We start from the raw sequence: 18,937 nt of genomic DNA on the forward strand, positions 1-18,937 counted from the left end.
CGAGCAGGCGACGTGATCCGCAAGACCGACTTCTACCTGGAGGGCGGCCCACTCGGCGTCCTGCTGATCCACGGCCTGACCGGCACGCCGATGGAGATGCGCCTGCTCGGCAAGGGACTCAACGGCGCCGGCTTCACCGTGCACGGCATGCAGCTTGCCGGCCATTGCGGCGATACCGAGGACCTGCTGGCCACCGGCTGGCGCGACTGGTACGCGAGCGTGCAGGCGGCGGCCGACGCGCTGCGCGGCAAGGTCGACCACCTGTTCGTCGGCGGCCTGTCGATGGGTGCGCTGCTGGCGCTCAAGCTCGCCGCCGACCGGCCCGGCCAGGTCGCCGGCGTGGGCGTCTACGGCGCGACCTTCCGCTACGACGGCTGGAGCATTCCGTGGCTGGCGCGGCTGTCCTTCCTGCTGCCGTTCGCCAAGAAGATGGGGCTCGGCCGCGACCGGGTCTTCCTCGAGCAGCCCCCCTACGGCCTGCGCGACGAACGCCTGCGCGAACAGGTCAGTGCCGCCATGCGCAGCGGCGACAGCACCATCGCCGGCCTGCTCGGCAATCCCTGGCACTCGCTGGCCGACCTGTACCTGCTGTCGCAGCGCGTGCGCCGGCAGCTGCACCAGGTCACCTCGCCCTGCCTGGTGGCGCACGCCAGCGACGACGACGTGGCGAGCGTGCGCAACGCCGAGCTGGTGTTGCGTGGGGTGAGCGCGCCGTCCGAGCTGCTGCTGCTGGAGGACAGCTACCACATGATCACCATCGACAAGCAGCGGCGCACGCTGATCGAGCGGTCCGCCCGATTCTTCCGTGCCGTGGCCGAGCAGCGCCACGCCGAGCCCGTGTCGGCATGACCCCGCTCGTGCTGGCCCTGTGGATGGCGAACATCGTGCTGGACAGCACCGGCCAGCTTGCCTTCAAGGCGGCGGCGGCCGACCCGCAGGCGGGGGAAGGGCTGGCACGCTGGCGCCGGATGGCGACGCGGCCGTGGCTGTGGCTCGGGGTCGGCTGTTACGTGCTCGAGTTCCTGGTCTGGGTCGCCTTCCTGTCGCTGCTGCCGCTGTCCGAGGGCGTACTGCTCGGCTCGATCAACATCGTCGCGATCATGCTCGCCGGCCGCTGGTTCTTCGCCGAGAAACTCACCCGGCTGCGCCTGCTGGGCATTGCGCTGGTCAGCCTGGGCGTGGCGATCGTGGGGGCCGGCGCATGAGGCGCGCCTACCTGCCCGGGTTCCTGCTGCTGATGGCGTTCGACACGCTCTCGCAGCTCTCCTTCAAGCTGGCCGGCGCGCACGCGCTGCCGGTGGCGGCCAACCTGGCCTGGGTGGCGCGGCTGCTCGACGGACCTTGGATTTACGGCGCGCTGGTGGGCTACCTCGGGGCCTTCTTCACCTGGATGAGCCTGCTCAGACACGCGCCGCTCGGCCCGGCGTTCGCGGCCTCGCACCTGGAAGTGGTCAGCGTGATGCTGCTGTCGGTGTGGCTGTTCCACGAGCCGCTGACGATCCCGCGCGTCGTCGGCGCCTGCGCCATCGTGGCGGGCATCGTGTGCCTGGGCCTGGCCGAGGCACGGGTCACCGAGGTCGACGTCCTCGACGAGCGGCCGCTGCCACGCACGGGTTGAGCATGCGTGGCCTGCCGCGCGAACTGCCGCCGACCGCCGGGCTGCCGCTGCGGCTGGCGGACCTGCGGCCGAGCCGCGCCGACCTCGCGGCCATCCTCGCTGGGCAGTTGCAGACGCCCCCGCTGCAGTTGACCTGCTCGGGCACCGCGGCGCTGCTGCTCGCGCTGCGCGTGCTGCACGCGCGCCAGCCAGGCCGGTCGGTGGTGGTGGTGCCCGCCTACACCTGTCCACTGGTGGCGATCGCCGTGCATCAGGCCGGCTTGCAGCTGCGGCTGTGCGACCTGCGCCCGGGCCACTTCGACATGGACCCGCAGGCGCTTGCCGCGGCCTGCGGCGAGGACACGCTGGCCGTGCTGCCCACCCACCTGGCCGGGCGCGTGGCTGACGTGGGCACGGCCCTGGCGGTCGCCGCACGGTCCGAAGCCTTCGTGATCGAGGATGCCGCGCAGGCGCTCGGCGCCCGCAGCGGCGGGACAAGCGTCGGGCTGCGTGGGGACGTGGGCTTCTTCAGTCTCGCCGCCGGCAAGGGCTTGTCGATCTTCGAGGGCGGGCTGCTGGTGTCGCGCGATGCATCGCTGCGGGAGGCCTTGCGCGAGGCGGCCGAGCAACAGGTCCCCCATCGTCGCGCCTGGGAGGCCCGGCGGAGTGTCGAACTGCTGGGGCTGGCCGCGCTGTACCGGCCGCGCGGGCTGGCGTTCGCCTACGGCCGTCCGCTGCGCCGCGCGCTTCGCCGGGGCGATCCCGTCGCCGCGGTGGGGGATGCCTTCCCGGCGGGCATCCCGCTGCACCGGGTCGGCCGCTGGCGGCAAGCGGTCGGCGCGAACGCGGCCGGACGCCTGCCCGGATTCCTCGCCACGCTGGAGCGGCAGGCCAAGGCGCGGCTGGCGCGGCTGCGCGCCATTGCGGGCGTGGAAGTCTTCGACGACGCACCGGACACGCAGGGCAGCTGGCCCTGCCTGCTGCTGCAGCTCCCGGACGAACGCTGCCGCGACCGGGTGCTGGCCCAGCTGTGGACCCGTGGTCTCGGGGTCAGCCGGCTGTTCATCCATGCGTTGCCCGACTACGCCTACCTCGCCGATCGCGTGCCGCCGGCGCCGGTGCCGAACGCACGCGCGTTCGCGCAGCGGACGCTGACGATAGGCAACAGTCCCTGGCTGGACGCGGCGACATTCGAGCGCATTGCCACGGTGATCGAGCGCGCGGTCAGCTGAGTTCCGCCTTCGCGTCGCCCGGCGGGTCGGGCTCGATGCGCCGGGCGATGGCATCCAGCAGCCGCTCGTTGAGTGCGTGCTGTTGCGCCTGCCAGCGTCCGAGCTCGCGCCCGTCCACCGCCGGCTGGTCGTCCAGCGCGGACAGCCGGCGCTTCCACCAGCTGCGGTAGCGGTAGGCGGAGATCTCGCCGGTGATGTCGCTGCCCACCAGCCCGCCGCGCAGGCTGGCGATGATGGCCAGCGCGTCGTCCAGTTGCAGCTGCCCCTGGTCCCAGTTCGTCCTGGCCACCTCGGGCGCGAACACGTCCTTGTCGATCGACAGGTAGGTCGGCCGCGGCTGCGCGCGTTGCAGGTTGCCGAAGGCCTCGACCAGGGCAGCCACCGAATCGAAGCCGTGGAAGGCGCCGGCCAGGCCGATCCGTGCCGCCCAGGAGACGTCCACGCCGACGCTCCAGTAGCTCAGCCGGCCCCGGCGCAACGGCGCCAGGTAGTTTTCCCACGCGTGGGCGATACCGATGTCGCGCGAACTGATGCCGACCACGTGCACGTGCTCGACCTGCGGCAGCCCGGCCACGCGCCGCACCCAGGAACCGCAGTGCACGCCGAAGGGGAAGCGCATGTTGTCCGGATGGTTGTCCAGCACCACCACCTGGAACGGGCCGCTTGCAGGCACGCGTTCGATGAGCGGCCAGCTCAGGTGGTGGAAGTCGCCGCTGCCGAGCATGGCAGTGGCGGTCCCGGTGGGCCATGCCTCGTCCAGGCCACGCCGGAACCGCGCCAGCGTGCCCAGCGAGCAGCCGAACCGCAGCGACTCCTGCCAGTGCGAAAGGGGAATCACCAGCCGCTCCGCGAGCGGCCCGACCGACTGGTCGATGTCGAGCACGAGCGGACGGTTCATGCGCGCGCTTCCGCGGGGCTGGTCGCCTCGCCCTGGAAGTGCCTTGCCAGGCGGCGGAACAGAGCGCGCAGCAGCGGGTTGCGCAGGTACACCGCATGCCGGGTGAGGCTGAGCTGCGCGCCCAGGTAGGCCTTGACCTGCGGATCGGTCCAGCCCGCCACGTAGTGGCTGAGCCCGTGCGTGCGTGCGTAGTCGAGGTTGTGCATCCAGCTGACCGCGTAGAGGTTGTGTTCGCGCGCGTCGGGATAGGCGAAGCCGACGAACTTGTCCACCAGCTTGCCGGCATGGACGTAGCAGAGGTTCCAGCCGATCAGCCGCCCGCCATGGCGGTAGGCGAACACCAGGCCGCCGCTGGCTGCGTCCTGCAGCAGGCGGGCGAAGAACGCCTGTTCGAGCAGGTCGAAATGGATCGTGCTCTGCGCGTGCACGTTGAGGTACAGCGCGTAGTACTGCGCGATCACCTCCGCGTCCGCGAAGCAGGGCGCGCCGGTGGGCAGCGCCTCGACATCGAGATTCGCGCGGGCGCGCAGCTTGCGGCGGATGTCCTTGCGGCGCGCGGCCGGGAGCCGTGCGAGGTAGTCGTCGGTGGATGCGAAGTCGATCGGCACCCAGGCCAGCGGCATGCCCTCCAGCAGCACGAAGCCGCGGGCCGCCAGCGCCGTGGCGAACGCGTCGGCCTGGGCGTTGGCGGCGGGCTCGAGCAAGGGCGAGTCCTGCGGCAGGTCCTTGACGATCAGCAGGGCGCGCTCGCGGCCGTAGGCGTCGAGCAGCTCGCGCGCGAGGGCCTCGGGCGAGGCCTGCGCCGGCAGCGGCGCATACTCGCTGACGGTGCAGCCGACGAAGCGCGTGCGCCAGCGCAACAGGCGTCCCCACCGGGCATAGAAGGGCAGGTGGCAGACCCGCCGGCGCAAGGCGTCGTCCGCGGTGGTCAGCAGGTCGAACGGGGCCAGGAACGAGGGCAGGCCCGACGCCGTGCAGCCTACCGAGAAGCCGCGTGGCGGATGCGCCAGGAAGTGGCCGACCAGCGCATCAGGCTCCAGGGCGGTGGAGTACGGCATGGGAACCGCGCCTCAGGCCCGCTTGAGCGCCAGTACCGCGTTGAGGCCACCGAAGGCGAACGAATTGCTGAGTGCCGCGCGCACCGGCATTTCCCGTGCAGTGTTGGGCACGTAGTCCAGGTCGCAGGCCGGGTCGGGCGTGGTGAAATTGGCGGTCGGCGGGACCACGCCTTCGCGCAGGGCGCCGAGCACGCCGACCAGTTCGAGCGCACCGGAGGCGCCCAGCGCGTGCCCGTGCATGGACTTGGTCGAGGACACCGCCAGCCGGTCCGCATGCGGCCCGAACACCTGGCGGATCGCGCGGGTCTCGCCGGGATCGTTGGCCAGCGTGCCGGTGCCGTGCGCATTGACGTAATCGACGTCCCCGGGAGCGAGTCCGGCATCGTCCAGCGCCTGCGCCATCGCGGCGGCGGCCCCGGCAGGGTCGGGCGCCACGATGTCGCCGGCATCCGCGCTCATGCCCAGCCCGGCCAGTTCGGCCAGGAGCACCGCGCCGCGTGCCTGCGCATGCTCCATCGCCTCCAGCACGAACACCCCGGCGCCTTCGCCCAGCACCAGCCCGCGCCGGTTCGCGCTGAACGGGCGGCAGGTGTCGTCCGCAAGCACGCGCATGGCCTCCCACGCGCGCAAGGCACCGTAGGTGAAGCAGGCCTCGGTGCCGCCCGCGATCGCCACGTCCGCCAGTCCCGCGCGGATCAGCAGGGCCGCCTGCGCGATCGCATGGTTGGAGGAGGCACAGGCGCTGACGACGCCGAACGCCGGCCCGCGCAACCCGTAGGCGATGCTGACCTGGCTCGCCGGCGCGTTGGGCATCACGCGCACGATCGTCAGCGGGTTCAGCCGGGTGGCGTTGTCCGCATACAGGCGGCGCGCCTGCTCGTTCTGCGTGTTCTCGCCACCGACGCCGGTACCGATCACCACGGCCGCCCGCCGCTTCGCCGCGTCGCTGTCCCACGCCATACCCGACTGCGCCACCGCCTCGCGCGCGGCCAGCAGCGCGAACTGGGCCGTCCGGTCGAGCAGCGGCAGGGTACGCTCGTCGAAATGCGCTGTCGGGTCAAAAGACTCCGGCACCTGCGCCGCGACCCGGACGCGGACGTCCGCGGCACGCTCGTGACGCAACGGACGGATCGCGCTGGCACCGGAACGCAACCCTTGCCACAACACGTGCGCCCCTTCGCCGAAGGCGCTGACCGCGCCCATGCCGGTGATGGCGACGCGCCGCACCGATCCGTTCACGCGGCCGCCTCGGCACCGCCGGACTTTTCGTCCAACGCCGACCGGATCGCGTCCAGCAGGTTCTGCACGGTGTCGGTATCGAAGCTCGCCTGCGATTCGGGGAAGGTGATGTCGAAGTGCTCCTCGAGGTCGAAGATCAGTTCGATCGCCTCGAGCGAACCGACACCGAGATCCTTCAAGGTCGCATCCGGGCGGAGCGCGGGCGCTTCGACGTGTGCCTCCTTGGCGATGATGTCGTACACCTGCTGGCGGATGGTTTCGTCGGAAAGAGGGCTGTTCATGGCGGCCTCCGTTTGGAAAGCGGTGGTGGCGGTCAGGCCCGCTTGGCGCGGGTCAGGAGCTGGTCGAGCAGGGCGATGGCCAGGTCGATCTCGGCATGGGTGATGTCCAGCGACGGGGCGAGCGTGATCACGTTCTTGTACCAGCCGCCCACGTCCAGGACGAGGCCGATCGGCTTGCCGTCGTGGCGCAGGTCGCCGGCCAGGCCGATGTCGACCATGCGGTCGAGCAGGGCCTTGTTCGGGGTGAAGCCGTCCTCGGTGCATATCTCCGCGCGCAGCGCCAGGCCGAGGCCGTCGACGTCGCCGATCTCCTTGTGCCGCTTCTGCAGCTCGCGCAGGCCGTCGAGGAAGTGCGCGCCCTTGGCCGGCACGGTGGTCTCGTAGTCGAGTTCATAGCCCATCCGGAGCACCTCCAGGCCCAGCGAGGTGCCGAGCGGGTTGGAGTTGAAGGTCGAATGGGTGGAGCCCGGCGGGAACACGGTCGGGTTGATCAGCTCCTCGCGCGCCCACAGGCCCGAGAGCGGGTTGAGGCCGTTGGTCAGCGCCTTGCCGAACACCAGCACGTCCGGCGTCACGCCGAAATGCTCGATCGACCACAGCTTGCCGGTGCGCCAGAAACCCATCTGGATCTCGTCGACCACCAGCAGGATGCCGTACTGGTCCAGCACCTTCTTGAGGTCGCGGAAGAAGTTCATCGGCGGGATCACGTAACCGCCGGTGCCCTGGATCGGTTCGACGTAGAAGGCCGCGTACTCGGCCTGGTTGACCTTCGGATCCCACACGCCGTTGTACTCGGTCTCGAACAGCCGCGCGAACTGGCGCACGCAGGCGTCCGAATATTCGTCCGCGGTCATGCCCCGGGGCCGGCGGAACGGGTAGGGGAACGGGATGAACATCGCGCGCTCGCCGAAGTGGCCGAAGCGGCGGCGGTAGCGGTAGCTGGAGGTGATCGAGGAGGCGCCCAGCGTGCGGCCGTGGTAGCCGCCCTCGAAGGCGAACATCAGGCTCTTGCCGTTGCTGGCGTTGCGCACGATCTTGAGCGAATCCTCGATCGCCTGCGCACCACCCACGTTGAAGTGCACGCGGCCCCGGCGCCCGAACTTGCCTTCCACGTCCAGCGCGATCGCCTTGGCCAGCTCGATGCGCGTCTGGTGCAGGTACTGGCTGGCCACCTGCGGCAGCAGGTCGATCTGCTGCTTGAGCACGCCGTTGAGGCGCGGGTTGGCGTAGCCGAAGTTGACCGCCGAGTACCACATCTGCAGGTCGAGGAACGGCACCTCGGCGCTGTCGTACATGTAGCTGCCTTCGCAGCGGCGGAAGATCTTGGGCGGGTCGACGTAATGGACCGTGTCGCCGAAGGAGCTGTAGCGCGCCTCGTCGGCCAGCAGTTGCGCGTCGTCGATCACCAGGGAGGCGAGCTTGTCGAAAGCGGTCATCGGGGTTCCGGAAGGTCAGGCAGGCAGGGGAGAGGGCGCGGGCAGGGCGGGCGGCTCGGCGAGGCTGCCGTCGAGCAGCGCGGGCAGCAGGGCGAGGGCCTCGTCGAAGCCGGTGATGGGGGCGTACGGAATGCCGGCGGCGCGGCAGTGCTCGATCAGCCGGTGCTTGGCGAAGACGAAGTCCACGCGGTCGGCTACGCAGAAATCCGAGGCGCCATCGCCGATCAGCAGGACCTTGCGCGTGCCACCGGCGGAGGCCGCCTCGGCGCAGGCGCACTTGCAGGTGCCGCTCGCGCAGCCCGGCGCACCGAAAGGCGACTCCAGCTGCCAGCGCTGCGGTGGCGTGGCCGGGAAAAGCCGGTTGGCCGCGACCGGCAGCCCGTCCAGGCCCTGGCGGCGAAGAAGCTGCCCGATCGCGTAGTCCAGGCCGTCGCTGACGATCCGCAGCGGAAGCCCGCGCTCGCGGGCGATTGCCACGAAGCGGGCGAAGCCGTGGTCGATGGACAGCTCCTCCAGGTGTGCATCCAGCTCCCCGCGGCTCATGTCCAGCAGCGCCACCTGGCCACGCATGCAGGCGCCCGAGCCGATGCGCCCGGCCCGCCAGTCGCGCTCGAGCTGCTCCCAGCCCGGGCGGCCGAAGCGGTCGAGAAGGGAATCGATGACGTCCTCGACGGAAACGGTACCGTCGAAATCACAAAGAATGGTCCAGCCGGTCGCGCTCATCGAGTCGCACGGGTAGTCAGGCTGGGAGTGACGCTAGCGGGGCGATCTTTCCCCTTCCTTTCCCTGGCCGCAGGGTGGGAAAGCACCTTGCGGGCCCTGCTTTTGCGTGCCGCTGCGTTCCCTCCGCGCCGAAGTAGCGAGCGCACATCTGACTATTGTGGTCGCCTTCGCTTGCTGGTCGAACAGCCCCGTGTGCTTTCACCCGCGACGGACGTGGTCGCCCGTAAAAGGCCTTTCCAGTCTCTTCGCGGGAAACAACCATGAGGTGGTTGGGGTGGATGTTGCTGGCGGCACTCCCTTGCCTTGCGCGCAGCGTGACGCCGGTGACTTCCGGCTGGTGGCGGCCATCTCGCCCGCGGAGGGCGCATGGACGCTGCAGGGCGGCGCGCCGCAGTGGCAGGACGCTCCGGCCGGCATGGTGCACCTGCGCGTGTTCCCGGAGGACCGCGGCAGCCTGCGGTTCGTGCCGGGGCTGGACGTGCATGCCCGTTTCCTCGAAGCGGACGGCCAGCGACTGGGCGAGGCGTCGCTGAAGCGATGGAAGCACGGTGCTCGCATTAGTGGCGTTACCAGGGCGCCCGGCATAGCTCGCCGCGCACAGCTTGAAGGTCACCGGGCCGGGGCCGGTTGGTACCAGTCAACCGCGTAGCCCTAGCGCATCCGACGCCTTGTCCCATCCGCGACATGGATGGTCCTAGGTGCTCGGTTTCATGAAGGCAGGGGGCCGAGCACGCGATTCTTTGGGCGAATAAGAAAAAAGGAACCGTGCTCAAAAGTTGAGCGTCACCGTGACCACGTCGCTGTAGGTGCCTATATAGGGATTCTGGCCTGCCGGGGCACTGCCATACACGGCATAGTCGGTATTGGTACCGGCTCCTCCCACGGTCACGCTGTTGCCGGTGCCGTCGCCCCACACGCTGGAATGGGCGAGGTCGGTGTAAAGGTTGTAGACCAGCTGGTGCGCACCGCTCTGCATGATGCGCGACGTGAACGTCCCGGTAAGCCCGGGGCTCAACACGATGGTGTAGGGCGTGCTGACATCACAGGTCACCGTGACGTGTCCCACGCTGTCCAGGTTCTGGCTGCTCTGGAAATCGTAACTGCCGAAATTCACGCCCTGGGTGTTGAGTCCGCAGGTGGCGGCGGCCAGTGGTGCGGCTGCCAGCACGGCGGTTGCTCCGAGAATCCACCTGCCGACACGAGTGGCGGTACGACGCTGGATGTCGGTGGAGCGTCTCATGGGCGCACGCCTCTGCAGATTAGGGGACCGATACGGGGTAGCGGATCATCCGTGGGTGGAAACGCCACGGTCATCGTGCAGGATTGGCCGCGCCAGCTCGCGTGCAGCCGGTTGGCGGCATCGAGCCCGGTCAGGTAGGCCTCGCCCCGGTAGCCGACCGGAAAAGACGTGGTGCTGCCCTCCAGGGTGATGGTAGCGCCAGCGGGGAGGAAGCTGCCGTCCTCGAGCTTCACCACGACCATCGCCCCGCGGGAGGCCGTCACCGGGAAGGTCAGCGCGACAGCGCTGCGGCTGTATGGCACCGCGTCCAGCTGCAGCCCCTGGATGTCCGCATCCAGCGGGAGATCGGCCTGTTCGATGCGGATCGGGTTGCGCTGGTAGGGGCGTAGCCGGGGTACCAGGGCGTAGCCCTTTTCGTCGGTCACGGCTACCGGCTGGTTGTCCGCATAGATCCGCACGCCCGAAAAGCCCGGCACCTGCACCACGGCGAAGCTGTCATCGATATGGCGGCTCGGATACACGCGGTTGGCAAGCAGCGCGAGACCGCCCCGCACGGACGCCTGGTAGGCGCGCTGCCCCCGGCTTTGCGCGGCGCCGAGGGTGTACGTGCCCACGTCGTTCTGGAGGGAGAGCTCGGCCAGGCTGGGATCGGCGGGCGAGAGGCCCTTTTGCAGGCGCCATCCGGCACCGCTGCCTGCGGGAAGGTTGTGCTGGTACTGCAGGGCGCCGCCGGCCGATCCGGTGTGTGCCTGGGCATTGACACTGACGCTGTCGACCAGGCCCAGTGGGGCGGTGAACGTCATCGACACCAGGGTGGAATCGTCGCCTCCCAGGAAACGCAACGCCGACAGGCTCACATAGCCAAGTTCGCCCACCGCACGACTGTAGCTTGCGCCAAGCAACTCGACGTCTTCCCGCTCGCGGTAGTCCTGATGCGTGTAGCTCATTCCGAACGAGCCGAGCCCGCGCCTGCCTACGCTGAAGTACGCGGACGACATCTGTCTCGGGGGACGAGCCGGGAGTTCGTAGCCCAATTGCGAGAAGCGGGGCGTGGTGAACTGGGAACGTGCGCCCCAGCTGAAGTAGGTCGATTGGCGCTGGAAGCCCAGTCCGATCAGGCCGCCCTGGCCGCCACGGTCGTGGCTCCCGGCGGCCGAGAGGCTCAACACGCCCAGGTTGCCCACCAGGAGGTCGCCGCTCAGGCCCAGCGTCTGCTGGTCGGCCAGCATCTCGGCGTGCACTTCCCCGGTCAGGTGGTCGGTCAGGCCACGCCGTTCGGTCGCCACGGCCATCGGCTTGCCGTAGTCGTTGCTCGACAGGCCGTAGTTCCTGCGCTCGAAGCCCAGTTCGTAGGAATAGTCGCGAAGCCCCTTGGCGAGAATGCCGCTGCTTGCGTAGAACGGTTGCGAGACCACCTGCTCACGCCCCAGCAGGTCGCGTACCACCATGCGGATCTCGCCGGCGCCGGTGACGACCGGGAGATCCTGGATGGTGAAGGGGCCGCTGGGCACTTCGCGCCGCAGCCGCAGCGCGTCGTTGACGTAGTAATCGACGGTGGAGGGGGCAGCCGCGACGCCATCCACTGTAGGCAGCGGGAAGGTGATGAACGTCGGACGCGTGGCGAAATTGGTCGCCCATTGCACGCCACCCATGCGCACCGCACGCCCCCATGCGCTGCCACTGCTGATCGTGTCGCCCAGCCGAAGGGTGGCCATGCGGTCGGGTTCGTCGTGGGTGAAGCTGGTGTCCAGCCGGATCGTCCGCGGATCGCCGCCGCCCTGGCGGGACAACAGAGTGTTGGTGCCGCTGCCCAGCCGTCCGAATACGCCGGTCTCGAACAGGGCGCTGGTCGTGGCGGGACCATGGGCGCCACGGCCAGCGAAGACGTCGTAGTTGAGGTACGCCCCCGGCGGGGAGGGCATCGGCTGGTCGGGGCCCAGGGACATGCCGCTCAGGCGGTTTTCGGCGAGCGAGGTCACCGGCACATTGATCGAAAGCGTGCCGCCCGACTCGTCGACCTGGTAGGTCAGGCCCTTGATCGCGGGAAGCGGGCAATAGCTGTCCCCGCCATGCTGGATCTGTTTGGCGCAGCCAACGTCCAGATGCCAGCGCTCGAGATCATCGGGTTGCACGTAGATCGTGCCGTCGCTTCCCTTCAGGACCAGCGTGGTGTCTTGTGGCGTGCCGTTTACATGTACCTCCAGCCACGCCTCGGCCAGGGCCGCCTGCGTCGCCACGGGAGGCGGTACGGGGGGAGGCGCGGGAGTGGCGGGCGCCGGCGCCGCTTTCACCACCGGGACAGGCTGCCGGGCCGCTTTCGGGGGCGTGGTCGCGGGCAGTGCCTGTTCGGGGAACACGTCGACCACGAGACGATGGCCATGACCATCGCCGGGCCCCAGGTTGAAAAGCTGCGGCTCGACGGCAGCCGGTGCCAGCAGTTCCATCCGCGTGCCCGACGCATCGTGCTCGAGCCGCACCGTCGTCAGGTAGGGGTTGGGACGGATCTTTCCGGGCAGGTCGCGCAACGCCTCATCCACGCGTACGTCGCCCAGCTCGATGGACAGCGCACCCGGCGCGGTAGGGCGCACTACGCGAGCCGCGATGGGACGATCGGATTCGAGCACCAGCCGCACGCGGTCGGCGGCGATGCCCACCCGCGTGTCCACGACGCGAGCGCTGCCGCCGGTATCCCCCCGTTGCGCAAATGGCGTCAACCTGTCGGAGCTGACGGCAATCCGCGCTGGCGCCGACGCAGCCGGAGGCGCCGTGGTTGCTTCGCTGGTTTGCGGATGCGCCGGAAACACATCCAATACCAGCCGATCTCCAAAGCCACCGCCCGCCTTGAGGTTGAACAGCCGCGTGCGCACGGGCCGTCGTGTCGGCAGCACCAGGCGTACGCCCGTGGCGCTGTCCTCGACGATGGCGTCGAGAAGGAAGGGGTTGTTCGCGCCGATGGTGCGTTTCAGCCCGGCAAGGACCCGGCCGGCATCGACGTCGTCGAGATCCATCTGCAGCGAGCCGCTGCTTCCGCCGCCCGTGAGGTGGGCCCGGATCGGTCGGTCGGACTCCAGCACCACGCGGGTATGGTCCGGATCCATGCCGACACGCACGGCCTGTACATGCACCGCTGCCAGCAACTGTCCTGGCGATGCAGCCAGCAGCAGGAGGGTTGCGCAGGCTGCACGGCGGTAGCGCGGGGGAGGGATGATGTGCGCTGAGGACAGATCATCCATCGGCGACCACGGGAGGCGGGAGTCGCAGAGCGTGGCCAATGCCTTGGGCGATAGCCCGCACCGCCTTGCGCTCCTGCCGTTGGCGGATCGTCGTCGCACTCGGGTTATGGACCGGAGACCGCCAAGTCGGTTTGCAGCGCCTGGTTGTCGGCGTCCATGGCCAGCTTGAGGTGGTCACCCTCCGCCACCGCGGCATCGACCACCCATTCATGGTTGCTGCCGGAAAGGATGTACACGGGCTTGTCCGACATCGGCAGCCGCTTGCCGCCCTCAGTCGACAGCACGAAACGGCTCAGGTGTGCGTGCTCGGTGCCAGCGTTGTCGGCCGTGATCTTCAGGTGGCCCGCATCGATGCGAGTGGCGCGCCAGTGCAGGCCCGCGGCGATCGCCGCAGCGGGCTGGACGAAGACGGGCAGGCTGATCTCCAGCACCACGTGCAGCCCCTGGAATCCGGCACGCGGAGCCGGCGGCACTTCGCGCAGGAACAGCCGGTAAGTGCGTTCCTTCTGCGCATCCGGCGCGCGGCGGGAACCGACGCGTATGACCTGCGAGCCACCGGCAGGCACGGTGAAGATCGGTGGTGTCGCCAGGATGTCGTCCGCCGGGGCGAACACATCCTTGCCGCCCGCTTGCGACCAGGCCATCACCTGGAGCTGGATGGTCGCTGCATCGGCACCGGTGTTGCGCACCGTGAGGGCCGCGACCCGCTGGTCGGCAGAGAGCGTCGCGCTCACCGGGCCGACCTGGAACGAGCCGGCCCAGGCGTGGCCGACAGCCATAAAAAGAAACGCCAGGCCGCAAGCGGCCTGGCGTACGCGTGAACGCTTCATTTCAGAAAGTGACGGTCGCAACGACGGTGTCCGAATAGCTGCCGGAGGCGACATTCTGCCCCGCGGCGACCGAGCCGTACACCGTGGTGCTCACGGCGGCACCCGTACCGGTGACGGCGGCGCCGGTGCCGGCGGTGTTGCCCCACACCGTGGTGCGGCCTGAATCGGAGTACAGCTGGTACGACAGGTAATCAGACGCGCCGCTCAGCATGCGGCGGACCGGCGCAGCGTCGGTAGAGCCGGTGTCGGCATTGGCGCCCTGGCCAAGCGTAATGGTCGCGGCGGCACCGTTGGTGCAGGTGGTGTTGATGGTGCCCGAGCCGGTCAGGTCGGTGCTGGCATTGGTGACGACCGGGTCATACGCGCCGAAGGCAAGGCCGCCGCTGGCGTCGATCGTGCAATTGGCGGTCACGCTGGCGGACACCGCCAAGTTGGACGTTGCGGTGGCGGCATAGGCCGTACCGCCCAGCGCCGAAAGCGCAATGAGCGTAGTGGCGGCCAGGGCGGACTTGAGAATCTTATTCATATGACTGTTTTCCTGAAAAAGAGCGCGCAAAGGCGCGGGCAAATGGATGTCGACGAGCAAAAGGTCTTGCGCGATGCGGGCCCCTTGTTTGTTCGTTCCCCGTCGATGAGGCAAGCGATGTGCCAGCAGTCCGCTTGACGATTGAAATCGCTCTCAGGTGATCAGTAGTTGTGATCGATGTCGCATCTTCGCGCTGAATGCGCAGCCAATTGCCGGAATGGCCAAGGGTCAATCTATTGACGCCTGGAATAACAAATTGACGGTTTGCAGACGTCCTGCTTTAACAAAAGGGCCATACGTGATTCGCGTCACATTTGTAAAGTGTGATCACCATCACGCTTCGAGCGCACTGTCGATGCCGGACCCATCGCAGCATGCCGGTAACGCGCCTGCGGCATGGGCCGCCGGCCTCAAAAACGCTGTGCGAGTGCCGACAGCGAGGGTACGGCATGGGGCTCGCCGGGTTTTTCCGCGCTTTGTGCGGCTGTCTGGCACGCGTCTTGCGCACGATAGGGCGCCGCATCCTTTCGACGCGCTCGCCCAGAAAAAGCCAATGTCATTTGCCACAACATCGCTGGACGCCCAGGTCATCCTCGACTCACTCCCGCTGTCGGTGATCCTCCTGGATCAGCAGGGCAGGGTCCGCCACGCGAATGCGGCCGCGCGTCGGCTCGCCTCGGTGGTGAACGGCGCCGTGACCGAGGGACTACTCAGCCTGGTGGAAGGAATGCCGCCGGAGGTGCAGGCGCAACCGCAGGCCGCGGGCGACGGATGGGAAGACCGCAGAGCGTGCGCGCTCGAAGGCGGCGGCTCGCTCGGAATCGTGCGCCAGTGGAGGCCCTGCGCCGATGGGTCCGAACTGACTAGCGTCACGATCCGTCCGGCCAGCGCACTCCAGCCACCTGGAACCATGGCCGGTCCGGAACAGGAAAAGCAGCTGCTGGAGCGGCAGAGCCTCGTTCACGCCGAAAAGCTCGCCACCGTGGGACAGCTGGCCGCCGGCATGGCCCACGAAATCAACAATCCCATTTGCTACGTCCAGTCGAACCTGGGATCGCTGCAGGACTACGTCAACAAGCTCTTCGGCCTGGTCGAGGTATGCGAGGAAATCATCCGCGACGACGGAACCGCGGCCCCGGGCAAGCTGAGCGTCCTGGACGCGCGCAAGCAGGCCATCGATTTTCCGATGATCGTGGAGGACTTGCCGCTGTTGTTGGCCGAATCGCGCGAGGGCGTGGAACGCATCCGCCAGATCGTGCAGAACCTGCGCGACTTCTCCCGCATCGATGCCACCGAAGGATTCCGCCTGTTCGACATACACCGGGCGATCGAAACCACCTTGGGCATCGTGCGCAGCCTGAGCGGAAGCGCGATCGGTTTTTCAACCTATTTCGAAGAACTGCCGCTGGTGGAGTGCAACCCTACCGAATTGAACCAGGTATTGATGAATATCCTGGTCAATGCCACCCAGGCTGTCGGACAGAACGGCCTGATCGAGATCCACACCGGTAGGGGACCGCACCATGTATGGATCGAGATCAAGGACAACGGGTGCGGTATCGAGGAGCACGTCCTGCCGCGGATCTTCGAGCCGTTTTTCACGACCAAGGAGGTTGGCCGCGGCACAGGCCTCGGACTATCGATCAGCTACGGCATCATCAAGAAACACGGCGGCGACCTGACGGTTCGTTCGCGCGTCGGCGCAGGGACCGTTTTCCTGATCACGCTCCCGGTCAAGCAGGCCGGCAGCACTCCAGCGTTCACCGAGTGAAACCATGACTTACAAATTGCTGCTCCTGGATGACGAACCGGCGATCCTCAGCGCGCTGACCCGCGTGATCAACCGTATTGGAGCGGCCCGGCTGGGCGCTCCCTGCCGGATCAGTGCGTTCACGGACGCATCGCTGGCGCTGGCCAGTCTGCAGAGCGAGTCATACGACCTGGTCATTACCGATTTCCGCATGCCCGCGATGAGCGGGTTGGATTTCCTGCGCGAGGCGATCCGCCACCAGCCGGACATCGCGCGCATCATCATCAGCGGCCATGCCGACCTCCCCACGATGGTCGCGGCGATCAACGATGCCCAGGTGTTCCGCTTCGTCGGCAAGCCCTGGGACGACGACGAACTGCAGCTTGCGGTCATCCAGGCGCTTCACGTCTATGCGCTTGGCCGGGAGAACCAGCGGCTGGCGGATCTGGTGCGTGTCCAGCAGGGCACGATTTCGCGCCAGGAAGCCGAGCTGCGCCAACTGGAGGCCGAATGTCCCGGCATCACGCGCGTGGAACGCGATGAACATGGCGCGATCTACCTGGACGAGGACAATCTCTAGCCGGTTGCGTGCACGCCGTTCACGACGGGCGCGGGTCTCCCGCATGGCTCGTCGCGTGACCCTGCGGTTCGCGGCGGGCAGCGGAAACCGCATCGCGGATGACCCTGCGCAGGTCGTCGTCGACCCAGGGCTTGGTGAGGAACCGGTATACGGCCCCGCCATTGATGGCCTCGGTGACTGCGCCGATATCCGCGTAGCCACTGAGAATCATGCGGATAGTGCGTGGATGCGTTTCCTTCACCTTGCCGAGGAACTCGGTCCCGCGCCCCTCGGGCATCCGGTGATCGGACACCACCACGTCGACCGACGCGGTGCCGAGGATGTCGAACGCCTGCTGGAAGGTACCGGCCGTGTGGATCGTGTAGCCGTCGCGGCGAAGCAACCGCGCCAGCGCACGCAGGACGTTCTGCTCGTCGTCCACCAGCAGGACCGAACCCGCATCGCCCCGGTGTGCACCCTCGGCGTTCTGCAGCGACGGATTGCGCAGCCGCGCCAGCATCGCATCCGCGCTGACCGGTTCGCCCAGATGGTTGCCTTGCGCGAACTCGCAGCCGTTGCGTTCGAGGAATCCCAATTGCAGCGCCGTCTCCACGCCCTCGGCGACTACCGTGCAGCCGAATTCGTGCGCCAGCCCGATGATCGCGCGACAGATGCGGGCTGCCCCGATGTCGTTGGGCACCGCAGACACGAAGGTGCGGTCGATCTTCAGCCGGTTGACCGGAAAGCGCTGCATCAGACCGAGACTGGAGTGCCCGATGCCGAAATCGTCCATCGACAGGCTCACGCCGATCTTGCGCAACTCGCGCATGAGCGACGCGACGTGGTCGGGATCGCCCATGATGGCCTTCTCGGTCAACTCCAGTTCCAGATAGCGCGCCGGAAGGCGAGCCCCATCGAGGGCGCGGCTTACGTCTTCGATGACCTGCTGCCCGCGCATCTGCAAGCCCGATACGTTGACCGACAGGACGAAGTCGCCCACGCCGCAATCGAGCCAGCGGCGTGCCTGCTGGCATGCCTGCACCAGCACCCACTGGCCGATGTCCGCGATCAGCCCGAGGTCCTCGGCCAGCGGAATGAAGCGGTCCGGAGTCACCAGGCCGAGCTGCGGGCTGCACCAGCGCACCAGTGCCTCCATGCCGGTGATTTCCCGCTTGGCCGCGTTCACCACCGGCTGGTAGGCCAGTTCGAGCTCGCCCCTGGCGACCGCGCCGCGCAGGTGCGCGCCCATATCCATGCGGTCCTTCAGGAGCTCGCGCTGACGGGCATTGAACACGTGCACGCGGTGGCCACCACGCTCCTTGGCGGTGCGCGCCGCCAGAGCCGATTGCTGGAGCAGGTCCTCCGCGCTGGCTGCGGTATCCGGGAAACAGGCGATACCGATGCTGGCGCCGAGGCGCACCTGGACGGTGCCCAGCGAAACGGGCTGCTTCAGCTCGTCAAGCAGTTGCTGGCCGACGTCGAGCATGTCCGCGTCGCCGGTGGCGTCGATGCCGCCGACGATGAACTCGTCGCCGGCGATCCGGCTGAGCAGGGAAACATCCCGCCCTCCGGCGACCAGGCGATCGGCGATCAGCCGCAACAACCGGTCGCCTGCCTCGAAGCCGTCCGTCTGGTTGAAGGCACCAAACTTGTCGATGTCGACGTAGCAGACGAACAACCGGTGGCATTGAGTGACGGCGCGCACCAGTTCGGCGGCAAGGTTGTCCTTGACCTGCCCGGGGTGCAGCAGGCCGGACACCGCGTCGTGGCTGGCCAGGAAGGCGCGCGCTTGCTCGGCGGCAACGGCGTCGCCGACATCGTGGAGGGTGACGACGACCTGCGCGGACCGCCTGTCCGCGCCGATAACCTGGCGGGCGACGAGCTTGCACCACCGGGGCTCGCCATCGATGTCGATGGGCCCGGTGCGCTCGACGACGTCGCTACCACTGAGGGCCGGTTCGATGTCTTCGAGCCAAGGCGCTCCGCCCAGCGCGAGGTTCCAGCGGACACCTTCCGCCGTCGCCGCACTGCGGCCGAAAAACCGCTCGTATGCCGGATTGACCCGAACGACGTGGAGGCCATCCGATGTGGCCGCGAGTGCGATCACCGGCGCATCAGTGCTCGCGTAGCACAGTTCGAGGATAGGGTTGCTGGTCGTTCTCGTCATCGGCGCTCGGGCAACCAGACCTTTGTGGTATATCGGCAAGGGTGGGGGGAGCTTGAGACGGGGGCGAAGCGACAGGTGGTCTACGCATGTCCCCGGCACGCGGGTTCAAGTCTTCACCAGACCGCGCCGATATTGTGTGCAAGCTATCAAGCTCTGCCGCTTCCTCTG

18 protein-coding genes are annotated in these 18,937 nt (G+C 68.2%); 7 read left to right on the plus strand and 11 right to left on the minus strand.

Going from position 1 to position 18,937, the window contains the following annotated elements; translation table 11 throughout:
- Positions 1 to 12 precede the first annotated feature (12 nt).
- Genes VFH59_RS00740 through VFH59_RS00755 form a run of 4 tightly spaced genes read left to right on the plus strand, consistent with a single transcriptional unit; the run spans position 13 to position 2,829 of the window.
- Positions 13 to 849, plus strand: a complete 837-nt coding sequence (locus VFH59_RS00740; protein ID WP_325162970.1) for an alpha/beta hydrolase — start codon at positions 13 to 15, stop codon at positions 847 to 849.
- The gene (locus VFH59_RS00745) at positions 846 to 1,205 is read left to right on the plus strand and encodes an EamA family transporter (RefSeq protein ID WP_325162971.1); all 360 of its coding nucleotides are present in this window, start codon (positions 846 to 848) and stop codon (positions 1,203 to 1,205) included. The genes VFH59_RS00740 and VFH59_RS00745 overlap by 4 nt, the downstream gene beginning before the upstream one ends.
- Complete coding sequence (locus VFH59_RS00750; protein WP_325162972.1) at positions 1,202 to 1,618, plus strand: DMT family transporter; 417 nt, start codon at positions 1,202 to 1,204, stop codon at positions 1,616 to 1,618. Before VFH59_RS00745 ends, VFH59_RS00750 begins: the two co-directional genes overlap by 4 nt.
- Positions 1,619 to 1,620: 2 nt before the next feature.
- On the plus strand, positions 1,621 to 2,829 hold the full coding sequence (locus VFH59_RS00755; protein WP_325162973.1) for a DegT/DnrJ/EryC1/StrS family aminotransferase: 1,209 nt from the start codon (positions 1,621 to 1,623) through the stop codon (positions 2,827 to 2,829).
- On the opposite strand, the gene VFH59_RS00760 is transcribed toward VFH59_RS00755, so the two are convergent.
- Genes VFH59_RS00760 through VFH59_RS00785 form a run of 6 tightly spaced genes read right to left on the minus strand, consistent with a single transcriptional unit; the run spans position 2,822 to position 8,464 of the window.
- Positions 2,822 to 3,727, minus strand: coding sequence for an arginase family protein (locus VFH59_RS00760; protein ID WP_325162974.1), 906 nt, complete (start codon positions 3,725 to 3,727; stop codon positions 2,822 to 2,824). The two genes, VFH59_RS00755 and VFH59_RS00760, sit on opposite strands and share 8 nt — an antisense overlap.
- Positions 3,724 to 4,785 carry a GNAT family N-acetyltransferase gene (locus VFH59_RS00765; protein ID WP_325162975.1) on the minus strand — a complete coding sequence of 354 codons (1,062 nt, stop codon included), beginning with the start codon at positions 4,783 to 4,785 and terminating at the stop codon, positions 3,724 to 3,726. Before VFH59_RS00765 ends, VFH59_RS00760 begins: the two co-directional genes overlap by 4 nt.
- A 12-nt stretch (positions 4,786 to 4,797) precedes the next feature.
- Positions 4,798 to 6,024, minus strand: a complete 1,227-nt coding sequence (locus VFH59_RS00770) for a beta-ketoacyl-[acyl-carrier-protein] synthase family protein (RefSeq protein ID WP_325162976.1) — start codon at positions 6,022 to 6,024, stop codon at positions 4,798 to 4,800.
- Entirely contained in the window at positions 6,021 to 6,305 is a 285-nt protein-coding gene (locus VFH59_RS00775) for an acyl carrier protein (RefSeq protein WP_325162977.1), read from the minus strand. The genes VFH59_RS00770 and VFH59_RS00775 overlap by 4 nt, the downstream gene beginning before the upstream one ends.
- Before the next feature lie 32 nt (positions 6,306 to 6,337).
- On the minus strand, positions 6,338 to 7,741 hold the full coding sequence (locus VFH59_RS00780) for an aspartate aminotransferase family protein (protein WP_325162978.1): 1,404 nt from the start codon (positions 7,739 to 7,741) through the stop codon (positions 6,338 to 6,340).
- A 15-nt stretch (positions 7,742 to 7,756) separates the two neighbouring features.
- Entirely contained in the window at positions 7,757 to 8,464 is a 708-nt protein-coding gene (locus tag VFH59_RS00785; protein WP_325162979.1) for an MtnX-like HAD-IB family phosphatase, read from the minus strand.
- A gap of 298 nt (positions 8,465 to 8,762) precedes the next feature.
- Here VFH59_RS00785 and VFH59_RS00790 point away from each other — a divergent pair, with 298 nt between their 5' ends.
- Positions 8,763 to 9,113, plus strand: a complete 351-nt coding sequence (locus VFH59_RS00790; protein WP_325162980.1) for a hypothetical protein — start codon at positions 8,763 to 8,765, stop codon at positions 9,111 to 9,113.
- Between the two features lie 120 nt (positions 9,114 to 9,233).
- On the opposite strand, the gene VFH59_RS00795 is transcribed toward VFH59_RS00790, so the two are convergent.
- From VFH59_RS00795 to VFH59_RS00810, 4 genes are all read right to left on the minus strand, one after another.
- Entirely contained in the window at positions 9,234 to 9,704 is a 471-nt protein-coding gene (locus VFH59_RS00795) for a spore coat U domain-containing protein (protein ID WP_325162981.1), read from the minus strand.
- Positions 9,701 to 12,937 (minus strand): fimbria/pilus outer membrane usher protein, encoded by a 3,237-nt coding sequence (locus VFH59_RS00800; RefSeq protein ID WP_325162982.1) that lies wholly within the window; start codon positions 12,935 to 12,937, stop codon positions 9,701 to 9,703. Before VFH59_RS00800 ends, VFH59_RS00795 begins: the two co-directional genes overlap by 4 nt.
- A 104-nt stretch (positions 12,938 to 13,041) precedes the next feature.
- Positions 13,042 to 13,716, minus strand: a complete 675-nt coding sequence (locus VFH59_RS00805) for a fimbrial biogenesis chaperone (protein WP_325162983.1) — start codon at positions 13,714 to 13,716, stop codon at positions 13,042 to 13,044.
- 52 nt (positions 13,717 to 13,768) lie between these two features.
- Entirely contained in the window at positions 13,769 to 14,293 is a 525-nt protein-coding gene (locus VFH59_RS00810) for a spore coat U domain-containing protein (RefSeq protein ID WP_325162984.1), read from the minus strand.
- A gap of 553 nt (positions 14,294 to 14,846) precedes the next feature.
- On the opposite strand from VFH59_RS00810, the gene VFH59_RS00815 reads away from it, so the two are divergent.
- Positions 14,847 to 16,064, plus strand: a complete 1,218-nt coding sequence (locus tag VFH59_RS00815) for an ATP-binding protein (RefSeq protein WP_325162985.1) — start codon at positions 14,847 to 14,849, stop codon at positions 16,062 to 16,064.
- A 4-nt stretch (positions 16,065 to 16,068) separates the two neighbouring features.
- Positions 16,069 to 16,623 (plus strand): response regulator, encoded by a 555-nt coding sequence (locus VFH59_RS00820; RefSeq protein ID WP_325162986.1) that lies wholly within the window; start codon positions 16,069 to 16,071, stop codon positions 16,621 to 16,623.
- Positions 16,624 to 16,642: 19 nt separating this feature from the next.
- Here VFH59_RS00820 and VFH59_RS00825 read toward each other — a convergent pair whose 3' ends face one another.
- Entirely contained in the window at positions 16,643 to 18,709 is a 2,067-nt protein-coding gene (locus VFH59_RS00825; RefSeq protein WP_325162987.1) for an EAL domain-containing protein, read from the minus strand.
- Positions 18,710 to 18,937 lie beyond the last annotated feature (228 nt).

Origin of the sequence: Frateuria sp., assembly GCF_035695185.1 — a bacterium.
Classification (GTDB): Bacteria; Pseudomonadota; Gammaproteobacteria; order Xanthomonadales; family Rhodanobacteraceae; genus Frateuria_A.